The sequence below is a fragment of the Alteribacillus sp. JSM 102045 genome (genome assembly GCF_041949975.1).
GTDB lineage: Bacteria > Bacillota > Bacilli > Bacillales > Marinococcaceae > Alteribacillus.
The window spans coordinates 1-10,680 of record NZ_JBHFQG010000062.1; the positions used below are offsets into that span (position 1 = coordinate 1).

General features: G+C 39.6%; 11 protein-coding genes and 1 pseudogene. 9 read left to right on the forward strand and 3 right to left on the reverse strand.

Going from position 1 to position 10,680, the window contains the following annotated elements; translation table 11 throughout:
- Positions 1–79: 79 nt before the first annotated feature.
- The 3 genes from ACE1TI_RS21025 to ACE1TI_RS21035 all read right to left on the reverse strand — a co-directional run bounded on the left by ACE1TI_RS21025 (position 80) and on the right by ACE1TI_RS21035 (position 1,918).
- Positions 80–337 (reverse strand): hypothetical protein, encoded by a 258-nt coding sequence (locus ACE1TI_RS21025; protein WP_375009481.1) that lies wholly within the window; start codon positions 335–337, stop codon positions 80–82.
- A complete protein-coding gene (locus ACE1TI_RS21030) occupies positions 334–1,074 on the reverse strand; it encodes a Mu transposase domain-containing protein (RefSeq protein ID WP_375009482.1) in 741 nt (246 codons plus the stop codon). Before ACE1TI_RS21030 ends, ACE1TI_RS21025 begins: the two co-directional genes overlap by 4 nt.
- Positions 1,075–1,258: 184 nt before the next feature.
- On the reverse strand, positions 1,259–1,918 hold the full coding sequence (locus ACE1TI_RS21035) for a helix-turn-helix domain-containing protein (RefSeq protein WP_375009483.1): 660 nt from the start codon (positions 1,916–1,918) through the stop codon (positions 1,259–1,261).
- 193 nt (positions 1,919–2,111) lie between these two features.
- Between ACE1TI_RS21035 and ACE1TI_RS21040 the strand changes: the two genes are divergently transcribed.
- The 9 genes and pseudogenes from ACE1TI_RS21040 to ACE1TI_RS21080 all read left to right on the forward strand — a co-directional run.
- Positions 2,112–2,375, forward strand: a complete 264-nt coding sequence (locus tag ACE1TI_RS21040; protein WP_375009484.1) for a hypothetical protein — start codon at positions 2,112–2,114, stop codon at positions 2,373–2,375.
- A gap of 149 nt (positions 2,376–2,524) precedes the next feature.
- Entirely contained in the window at positions 2,525–2,740 is a 216-nt protein-coding gene (locus ACE1TI_RS21045) for a transposase (RefSeq protein ID WP_375009485.1), read from the forward strand.
- Between the two features lie 274 nt (positions 2,741–3,014).
- On the forward strand, positions 3,015–3,551 hold the full coding sequence (locus ACE1TI_RS21050; RefSeq protein WP_375009490.1) for an IS3 family transposase: 537 nt from the start codon (positions 3,015–3,017) through the stop codon (positions 3,549–3,551).
- Between the two features lie 490 nt (positions 3,552–4,041).
- Positions 4,042–5,976, forward strand: coding sequence for a sigma 54-interacting transcriptional regulator (locus ACE1TI_RS21055; RefSeq protein ID WP_375009486.1), 1,935 nt, complete (start codon positions 4,042–4,044; stop codon positions 5,974–5,976).
- A gap of 29 nt (positions 5,977–6,005) precedes the next feature.
- Entirely contained in the window at positions 6,006–7,376 is a 1,371-nt protein-coding gene (locus ACE1TI_RS21060; protein WP_375009487.1) for an MmgE/PrpD family protein, read from the forward strand.
- Between the two features lie 333 nt (positions 7,377–7,709).
- A complete protein-coding gene (locus tag ACE1TI_RS21065) occupies positions 7,710–8,489 on the forward strand; it encodes a fumarylacetoacetate hydrolase family protein (protein WP_375009488.1) in 780 nt (259 codons plus the stop codon).
- Between the two features lie 395 nt (positions 8,490–8,884).
- Entirely contained in the window at positions 8,885–9,250 is a 366-nt protein-coding gene (locus tag ACE1TI_RS21070) for an aldolase/citrate lyase family protein (protein WP_375009491.1), read from the forward strand.
- Positions 9,222–10,142 (forward strand): hydroxymethylglutaryl-CoA lyase, encoded by a 921-nt coding sequence (locus tag ACE1TI_RS21075; protein ID WP_375009489.1) that lies wholly within the window; start codon positions 9,222–9,224, stop codon positions 10,140–10,142. The genes ACE1TI_RS21070 and ACE1TI_RS21075 overlap by 29 nt, the downstream gene beginning before the upstream one ends.
- A gap of 125 nt (positions 10,143–10,267) precedes the next feature.
- A pseudogene (locus ACE1TI_RS21080) lies at positions 10,268–10,680 on the forward strand (IS110 family transposase); the annotation flags it as partial.

The window sequence follows — 10,680 nt, forward strand, 5'->3', positions numbered from 1 at the left end:
CGGGAGAGCGTAAGCGGCCCTTGACAAACGCAGCAAATGGGCGATCCTACCCGAAGACAAAAGAAGAGATAAAGTATGATTATGCTAGATAAATAGAGTACGTGTCCAAATTCAAGGGGTTAATCCGCTTGTAGATGGGGAAAGTTGCCCATTTAAGTCGTTTTTCAATCAATTTTTCTCCCCGTCTTTTCTGTTCGTATTTCATGACCTCCAAAAGAAAACTCGGATAGGATAATGATTGATTTTCTGCTTTCTTTATCAATTCAGGCAAGTTTTCGGACGTTTCGGCGAAACGTAACGTCCGTAGAATATCTTCTAGCTCTTTAAACGTACTCATGAAGAATCACCTCCCTCCATAATGTCCATGTAAATAGACAGGTCTCTTGTAGGAGGCTTCATATCTAATAAATAAGAGGATTCTTGATGTAGAGCTTGTATTTTATCTACTGGCTTAGTTGCCTCAACAGGATGCTGCACCATTAAGTGCTTTACCATATCATGAAATTCAGAGGCACTGTAAAGCTTTCGCTTTATGCATAACGGAAGTGTTTGATTAATATAGTGACTTGGGAAATTCCCCCATAATTTATTTAAGAGCTGAAGTTGATCACGTATGTATCTTGGGTATCTCTCTTTCACTTCAGCTAAATATTGGAGAGCTAATGATTTGTCTTCAAACTTGTCTGCAGTGCTCTCCATATATGCAGGTATTCCTCTAGAACGATCTCTCCGATGAGCACGCTCTTGAATCAATAATCCTTTTTGTTGTGAGATCTCATGCGTTCCGATTACTTCTCCTGTTTCGATGTCCATTATACGTAGTGTATTCTCTTGAATATACAACTGAACATCTTTTCCAAATTCACTATACGTACCTAATGGTACGGAATACCGATTAGCTTTAAATAGAATTGTATTGTCCTTACGAACAACCCTTGTTATACTAGTATCTGTATTTGAATAACTTAGCTTATCTTTGGCTGGTACCGAGATAAGCTCTCTGACTGGTCGTAAATGTTGCTTTTCTTCTTGGAAAACATCGACTGGTCTTTTTTTTGTTGTATTATGGACCATACCGTTTCCTCTTCGTTCAAGCCAAAGCCTCCCTTGGTCATTCCAATCATCTAAGGTAGTATATACTCGGTGCTTTGCGAAACTCTTCTTAATAAAACCAATCACATTTTCAATTTTTCCTTTACTTTCTGGATCAAACCCTCGACAAGCATAAACCTGAAATTTCCCTTGTTGGCGATAGGATTCAAATTGTTTTGTATAAATGATATCTCCATATTTCACTGACTATGATTATGTTGTCCTGGTCATAAACCATCTCCTTTGGTATTCCGCCAAATGCTCGAAATGCATTCTCATGTGCTTCTACTAAATCTTTTGTAGTAAAAGGGTGATCTAGCCATTCCATATATTTATATCGGGAATGAGAAAGAACAAATGCAACTACATAGAGTTTAATTGTTTGACCTTGGTCATTTAGTTGCCAACACTGGCCAAAATCAACTTGAGCCTGAAATCCCATTGGTAATTCTGGGATTGCTTCGTATTCTCGCATTTTTGTTGTTTTGGGAATATTGTATTCTTTACGAATCTGTCTAACATACCTCCGGACTGTACTTTCGCCAACTTCAAATTTTTCATACTTCTCATCTAACCAATCAAATATTTGTGCTGATGAAAGATCTGGATGTTCCCTCAACCAACCTAAAATCTCTTTTTGATGCTTATCCAGTTTGCGTTTTCGATTCTTCGTAGAAGAAAGCCAAAGCGACATTTCTTCTGGATTTCTATCTAAGTACTTATTTACAGTCCCCCTTGCAATTCCTAATTTCTTAGCAATTTTGCTTTTTGAAAACCCTAATTCTCTTAATTGAGAAATTCGGTTATACATTCTCCACTTTTCCACCTTTTTTCCTCCATATACGACAATAATTTCTACTTATCTATCATATATGGAATGATTGATTTTTTGGCAAAAAGTGTTCAATCTTATTGAGCAATAATTGACTATTTTAGTTTAGCAGTTACAATACCGTTAAAAATAATGAGATAGTTAATGATGGGTAAACTAACTTATACTAATTTTTAGAGGTGAAAAGATGTTTATACAAGGGCATATCATTTCAGGGGAATTTGATCAATCTATCAATGAATTTTCTTTACAAAAAGTAAAAAATCTTTTTATTGAATCAACGATATCAGAAAATCAAATGACCAGCATATATAATTATCTAAAAAAACATGAGCACATCAATGATGGGCAGGTCATTACGTTATACGATCAATTGCCTATCCTCTTGTCTCAAGAAGAAATTAAATTATTATTAAGTGATTTAGAGCAAGTTCAATCTATGTATCACTAATGATTGGGAAATCTCCTTTAAAGGATAGATGCCCTTTTAGAGAGGCATTTTTTTAAAGAGAAATGCTTCCCTTATCATTTTCTCTAAAGCCCCTTAGCGATTTTGGACAAACGAAAGGTAACTTAGTTACACTAGAATCAAAGGGGTTGATGGAATATGAAACGGCACGTGACTTTAAATTGCAAGTGGTAAAAGAAGCACTCGAAACTGGCAATAAAGCCTTAGTAGTGAGGCGGCATGAACTATCAAAAAATCTGATTTACCGGTGGATGAAAGAGTATGAACAAGGGCATTTCGGCCAAACATCCGTGGACCAGGTTGACTATGTGAATCCTCAAAAGATGGAACAGGAGAATACGGAATGAAAGAAACTACTTGGCGAAAAGGATTTAGAAATTGCTGTTCTGCGTGATCTCATAAAAAAAAGAAGAACCCTCACTTGCTGAAAAAATAGACGTCGCTCAAGCCTGGATTGCCAAAGGGTACAAGGTATCGGTCATCTGCCGCATTCTTGGTATTCCACGATCGACGTATTATTATCAAACGTCTTATCGCGTCGGATACAAAAAGGTAAGTGAGGGACGTCCCATACCAGGCTACTCTTTCACCAAAAATGGCAAAAAAATTTCAGATGAACAAATCAAGGAATGGCTGCTGGAAGAAATCGAGGACGAAGCCTTTGCCTATGGCTATCGAAAACTCACCGTGATTCTCCGCCGCCATTACGGATTAGTCATCAACAAAAAGAAAGTCTATCGGATGTGCAAAGAGCTTGGTATATTGCGCCCTCAGCGTCAACCTAGACCTGTCATTAAAAGGAAACGGGCCAAGAATCGCACGATTACAGGTTCCAATCAACTGTGGGAGACCGATTTGAAATACGGCTTTATTCATGGAGAAGATCGTTTTTTCTTCATCTTATCTTACATCGATGTCTATGATCGAACGATCATTGCTTATCATATAGGACGTCCGTGTGTGACACAAAGTATCTCCTTCTTTTGTCTTAACCATCAAACCGCCTATTTGAGAGGCTTGTCAAGGACGACCAACGGGAGAGCGAAAGCGTTCCTTGACAAACGCAGCAAATGGGCGATCCTATCTCAAGACAAAAGAAGAGGAAAAAGTTTGATCATCCTAGAAAAAGAGAGTATCTGTCCAAATTCAGGGGGTTAATCCGGAATACAAGTTAATGAACAACCGTTAAATATTTGTATGACATACCAGATGCCTTACTTTCTCGTGTACAAAGGGACCCGTTTTCATGAACGAAAAGATTCATATTTGGGGGAAGGAGAACTTGTAACAGGTGTTGAATTATTTATCAGTTCATCCCACCCGCCGAAAAAGAAGTAAGCATGATTTTTTGAGAAGATGTTACAGAACAAGTGGAGGAATTACCTCCTTACTTAAAATTGGAAACATACGCTAAATGAATTATAAAAATTCACAATATTAATTCAATTTAACGGTCGATGAAACTATATGTAATGATTATCAAATGGTCATAAACAGTGAATGGATAAAACAGCATTTTACCAAGGGACAAGGAAGAAGAACGAATGGCAGAGATAGTTAAAATCCATGGGAAAGAATTTTTGACGGAGAAAGTTTTTAGAGGTTGTTCGTGAGATTAATGATGATTTGATGTGAAAGGAGGTATTTAGTGGCAGATATAATACTAACCTCTCCCTACAACGAAATGACCAAAAAAGCAAAAGAGCTTCAAAAATCACTTGATTTAAACATGATAATTATAGAATCTGCTCTTGACGAAGCGCTGGAGTTGGTTCGAAAAGAAATCCGAAATTATCCGGAAGCCATTTTAATAAGCAGGGGAGCCACGGCTGATTTACTGGAAACTGCTTTCCCTGATTCACACTTACTACGGATGGACCCTACGGAATACGATGTGATAAGGGCTTTTCATCAAGCTAAGCAAAAAAATAAAAAAATTGGTTACTTGGGAAGAGTCGAAGAAGGTAACCACTTTCATATTAGCGCTCTTGCTGACATGTTGGGTATTGAAGTGACGGCATGTTTTTATAAGGATTCGGCGGGTTTTCTTCAACAGATTAGTAAAGCGGATGAAGAAGGAATAGAAGTGATGATTGGAGGGGGAATGAGGGGGGAAGTCATGTGTATGGATAGAGGAATGGAACATATTTCTCTTATTTCGGGAAGAACAACCATGTATCAAGTTCTCTCAAGAGCAGCAGATATTATCAACACAGAGATGAGAGAACGAGATCAGTCGACCTTTATCAGAACTGTTGTTGAACTCTCAGGAGAAGGAGTTATTGCTTTTAATAGTAAAGATGTAGTCACAGTTATGAATCCCAAAGCATCAAATCTCCTCCACATGAATTCGGATCACGTATTACACAAAAATATCCATGAGATAAAAATGGATACTCCCATTAGTCAGCTATTTTTTGAAAAAAGCGAGCAAAAAGATCATCTTATCCACATACATGATACAACCTTAATGGTGAATCGCGTCCCTTATGAGGTCAAAAATGACAAAGGTTTGATCATCACCATTCAGGATGTCACCCACATTCAAGAATCAGAAAAACGGATCCGTCAGGAATTGTATCAAAAAGGGCTAGCAGCTAAGTATCATTTTAGCGATATTATTCACAAAGATGAAACTATGAAACGGGTGATCAAAAGGGCAGAAAGATTCGCGGCAGTGGATGGCAATGTGTTAATTCTTGGAGAAAGCGGAACTGGAAAAGAATTGTTGGCCCAAAGCATACACAACGCCCACCCAAAAAGGAACAACAGCCCCTTTGTCGCAATTAATTGTGCAGCCATTACAGATTCATTGCTTGAAAGTGAACTCTTTGGCTATGAAAAAGGAGCATTTACTGGTGCTAGCAAGGAGGGCAAAGTAGGGCTTTTTGAAATGGCCCACGGAGGTACTGTTTTTCTCGATGAAATTGGTAAAATGTCTCTTGATTTGCAGTCAAAAATTCTTCGTGTTCTTCAGGAGCGAGAAGTACGCCGCATTGGTGGCAGCCGCAATATTCCAGTTGATGTCAGAGTTATTGCGGCGTCAAATGAAGATTTAAAAACTATGTCGGAAGCAGGTTCTTTCAGAACAGATCTATATTACCGTTTAGAAGTTTTAGTATTAAGATTGCCTTCCCTTAAGGAGAGAATAGAAGATGTGGCTTGTTTATCCACCCATATGATAAAAAAATATGGCCATATTTATCAAAAACAGACACAGCCCCTCAGTGATTTTGTGCTAAAGAAGATGCAAACTTTTCCATGGCCGGGAAACCTGAGACAGTTAGAAAATATTATAGAACGTGCATTGGTAATTGCCGATCACCCTGTGGAGATAGAAGAAGCCATTTTAGATTCCCTCTTTGAAGAGAGTGAATTATTACATGAAGATGATGGAAAGAAGTATAAAAATAAAGAAAGGGCAGAAGGGAATCACCTTCTCATTCCCATTGGTAAGTTTGAAGATATGCAAATTAGTATTATTGAAAAAATGATGAATGAAGACATGACCAAGCAAGAAATGGCAAAAGAGTTAGGAATCAGCCGAACGACACTATGGAAGCTGATGAAAAAAATTACGTAAAGTGAATAACAAAAAAAGGAGGCAATCACATGAGATTACAACAGAAGGCAGCAAAGTTTATCGCAGAAGAAGGGAATCTATTAATAACGGATAACCATATACAGCAAGCTAAAGTTCATATATTAGATACGGTCGGAGCAGCACTGGCCGCGCATACAGACCCTATTTCAACGACTCTGCTGGATTATAATGATGAAATGGATGAAGCCGGTGCGATTTCCATTTGGGGAACGGACCGCAAAACAACCTTACAAAATGCAGTGTTTATCAACGGAATACTATGTCACGCTCTTGATTATGATGATACGACATGGGGATTTATGGGTCATCCAAGTGCTGTACTTGTTCCAGCGCTAATAGGAGTGGCAGAAAAGTATGGCTGCAGCGGCCAGGAAGTGGTCAAAGGGTATCTTATCGGCTCAGAAATTTCCTGTCGTCTTGGTGAAATTGCAAAGCCGAACCTATACAAGAATGGATGGCACGCCACAAGTGCAGTCGGTGTCTTAGGAGCGACTGCAGCAATTGGCCACCTTCTTAAATTAAATATCCAAAAGATGACCCATGCTTTGGGTATTGGTGCGACCTCGGCATTTGGCTTACGAAGCAACTTCGGTTCTATGACAAAACCATTTCATGTGGGGCTGGCTGCCCAGGCTGGAGTGCGGGCTGCCCTTTTGGCAAAAAACGGTTTCACTTCGAGTGAGGAAGCTCTTGATGGAAAAATGGGCTATTATGCTAACTTTTCGAATAAAGAACACGAGGAACTCGCAAATGTAACCTTTGGAAAGCCATTTGATATTGAGCAAAACGGCTTTTTTGTTAAACCTTATCCCTCATGTGCCGCAACACATTCAGCTATTGACGCTATTCTGTCTTTAATAGAAGAGGGTGATCTTACACCTGACAAAGTGAAAAAAATTAGGGCAGGAAGTGGACCAGTCGCACCGCTTATGCTGATTTATGATCGTCCTACCAAAGGATTCGAAGGAAAATTTAGTATGCCTTTCATCCTTTCTGCAGCCCTCCATGATAGAAAAATTGGCATTGAAACATTTACAGATGGGAAAGTAAACGATACATCGATAAAGGAATTAATGAATAAGGTAGAGTGTTATATTCATGATAATTACAAGGACTATACTATTGATAAAACGCCAGCTAACATCGAAGTGGAAATGGAAGATGGCACAACAGCAGTGAAAATCGTGAATAGCCCATCGGGGAGTCCGGAGAAACCACTGACAACAGATCGCCTGCAACAGAAGTATATTGATTGCGCGCGGCGGGTACTCTCCGATGAAAAAGTCCAAAATAGTTACGACCTCCTTCAAAGGTTGGATACCGTAAAAAACATTAAAGCTATTACGGAAGAATTATCAACAATTCGTACCGTAGTGTAGCTTTTTAGCTGGTAAAAAATACAATGAGTATGGTTTATGGAATCCCGTTTAGCTTTTAGAGGCGGGATTCTTTTTATTTTATAGCAGTTTTCTCACGTTCAGTTTTTTGTTTACTTTTTTAACATTAGTTCATATATTGAACTAATTTCCGAGCAAGAAAGATTGCCTTACCTTCTTTGAAAGATGTATGTGGCAATCGAACTTTGTATAGGTGGACCGGTAACTGTAATCGAAAGAGCATCTTGTCCAATGATGAATAGATATTTTTTTAGGTTTTTGGCACAAAAATTGCAAATATAAAAAGAGTAGATATAGTTTGATAGGAGGGTTCTTATGATAGTTCGTTTTAGTAAAGACGACGTTATAAAATATGGAATACCTAAAAACAACGACATCAGAGTGTGTGAAGGAGACCCATACGGAACGTTTCGGATGACGGAACGTGTCTACGCGGAGGAAGATGTTTCGCTGCTGGCACCTGTTCAACCCTCGAAGGTTGTTTGTATTGGGTTAAATTACAAGGATCACGCGAAAGAAGTGAACTTAGAATTGCCTAAGGAGCCATTATTGTTCTTAAAGCCTTCCACAACAGTGGTTGGTCCCCATGATGAAGTGGTCTACCCTCTGCAAGCGGAAAGACTTGATTTTGAAGGAGAATTGGCCATTGTCATGAAAAAGGAGGCATTCCATGTCAACCAACAGGAAGCACACAATTACATTTTAGGATACACCTGTGCGAACGATATAACTGCAAGGGATCTTCAATTCAATGATGGACAATGGGCAAGAGGAAAATCTTTTGATACGTTCTGCCCGATTGGTCCCGGGATTGTTACGGACGTTGATCCTTCTTCTTTGCCCATCCAGTTAACGGTTAATGAGGAAGTAAAACAAAATTCAAATACCAATGAGCTCATCTTTTCTATTCCTTATATCATCGAATATGTCTCCAGTGTGATGACGCTTCTTCCGGGAGACGTTATTATCACAGGTACCCCAGCTGGAGTGGGCCCCATGAAAGAAGGAGATGAGGTGTCTGTTTCCATCGATGGAATTGGGACGTTAACCAATAAAATTGTTAAGAAATACTCACAGAAGAATGTTAATGTATGACAAGAATGTGCTTAGACGTGAAGGGCAGGTATGAGCGATATTGACCTCTAGTGCATATCTCATCGTTCCAGGACACCGACATAAAATGCTTCTTAAATTGTTAGCGTATAGCTCTGAAACGTTGGTGTGGGATATAGTGGACTCTGTCCCGCTAATATATAAAAGCTTCGCAAGAGAAATGATTTCTGAGTTCTTGAGTAACCAGATGGTTACAAACGAAAAAATATGGGTGCGAATCAATCATCCATCGGAGGGGATGTAAAAGCACGATTTGCAAGTACTTACGGAACAAACGCTTGGCATTGTCATTCCCAAAGTGGAAAAAGTTGAGACGGTACGCCTCGTGATAAAAGAGTTGGAAACAATGTCTAGCTGTCTTCCATTCCCTAGAAAAAATAAATGTTCACATTACGATCGAAACGGCACTAGGCGTATGGAACGCGAAAGAAATTGCTTGTGCCTCAGACCGAATTCAACTGGTTTCTTTCGGAGCCCAAGGATTTTGTGCAGATACAGGCATTTACCCTGGAGAGAGTGGGATAGGGCTTTCTTACGCCAGGTCAAATTACTCTAGCTGCAAAAATTGCAAATATTCAAACGGTGGATTCTTTACTTCTAAATTTGCAATTCACCCAGTACAAATTCCGCTCATCAAAAAAGTGTTTTTTCCTCATGAGAAAGCAACTGACTTTTTAAAACAACGCAGATTTATTTCGAAAGGGAGGAGAGCAAATGGAAAACGTGTTCATTACAGATGTTAGTCCCAGAGATGGATTTCAAAATGAAAAAGGAGATATCACGACAGCTCAAAAGGTTGAAACGGTCGACCTTCTCACGAGAGCAGGCGTACCAGCTATTGAGGTCACGTCTTTTGTGCATCCAAAAGCTGTTCCGCAAATGGCGGATGCAACGGAGGTGATGAAAGCAATCAACCGTTCAAAGAATACTAACTATGAAGTATTGGTTCCTAATTTAAAAGGGGCAGACAGGGCGGTAGAATCACGTCCTGATCAATTGAATCTCGTTGTTTCAGCCAGTGAAAGTCATAATAAGGCAAATCTTCGTACCGGGACATTTGAGACGATGAAGCAGTTTCCCGACATATTCAAACTAGCTGATATGCACGGCATTGCTATAAAGGGAGGGCTTGCCACCTCTTTTGGTTGTCCCTTTGAAGGTGAAGTAGCAATAGAACGGGTACTTAACGTTATTTCTACCTACATCGATATGGGGACAAAAAAGATTAACTTAGCCGATACAACAGGAATGGCTAATCCACAACAAGTAAAAACCATCATTCATGAAGTTAAGAAAAGATGGAACGGGATCGAACTTCATTGTCACTTTCATAATACGAGAGGAGCTGGGCTAGCTAACGTTTATGCTGCTTTTGAGGAAGGAGTCAGACACTTTGATGCCTCTCTTGGCGGAATTGGAGGCTGTCCATTTGCCCCAGGCGCCACAGGCAATATTTCAACGGAAGATACCTTAAATATGCTTCATGATATGGGGATTGAAACAGGAATTGATCTTGATGTATTGCTATCATTTGGAGAAAAGCTTGAAGCAATCCTTGGTCACGGAGTTCAAAGCCAAGTCTATCAAGCAGGTAAAACTCATCAACTGCATCCTTTACCTGAAGGAATCAAATAGTCTGTAAGGGAGCATTCCTGTAAGGGGAAAATGTGAGTTTTGAACAAAAAAGAGCCCCCTTGGTATAGTACGGAGTGTCCGATGATAAATCATCCTCTAATTAGGAAAACCAAGGAGGACTTGCTATGAATTATACGCAAAATAAAAAACTCACGCAAATCACCCCTCAGATGCTTATCATTGGCGTGGATATCGCTAAAAACAAACAAGTGGCTCGTACCTTCGATGATCGCGGCTTTGAGTTTGGAAAACGAATCGTCTTCTCAAATGATAGAGAAGATTCGAAACTTTTCTACGATGGGCAAAAACCCACCAAGAGAATTATCAAAAGACCGACATGATTGTCGGTATGGAGCCGACAGGACATTACTGGTTACCCTTGGCTTACTATTTACATGATCACGGGCATCCCGTGACTCTTGTCAATCCTATGCATGTCAAACGACTCAAGGAAATCGATGACAACTCCCCAAGTAAAAATGACACCAAAGACGCAAAAGTCATTGCCCAACAGGTCAAGGACGGGCGATACTCTGTA

Coding starts and splice junctions, on each gene's coding strand:
- ACE1TI_RS21025 (WP_375009481.1), bottom strand. CDS start 337: ATGAGTACGTTTAAAGAGCTAGAAGATATTCTACGGACGTTACGTTTC.
- ACE1TI_RS21045 (WP_375009485.1), top strand. CDS start 2,525: ATGGAATATGAAACGGCACGTGACTTTAAATTGCAAGTGGTAAAAGAA.
- ACE1TI_RS21040 (WP_375009484.1), top strand. CDS start 2,112: ATGTTTATACAAGGGCATATCATTTCAGGGGAATTTGATCAATCTATC.
- ACE1TI_RS21030 (WP_375009482.1), bottom strand. CDS start 1,074: ATGGTCCATAATACAACAAAAAAAAGACCAGTCGATGTTTTCCAAGAA.
- ACE1TI_RS21075 (WP_375009489.1), top strand. CDS start 9,222: ATGGAAAACGTGTTCATTACAGATGTTAGTCCCAGAGATGGATTTCAA.
- ACE1TI_RS21065 (WP_375009488.1), top strand. CDS start 7,710: ATGATAGTTCGTTTTAGTAAAGACGACGTTATAAAATATGGAATACCT.
- ACE1TI_RS21060 (WP_375009487.1), top strand. CDS start 6,006: ATGAGATTACAACAGAAGGCAGCAAAGTTTATCGCAGAAGAAGGGAAT.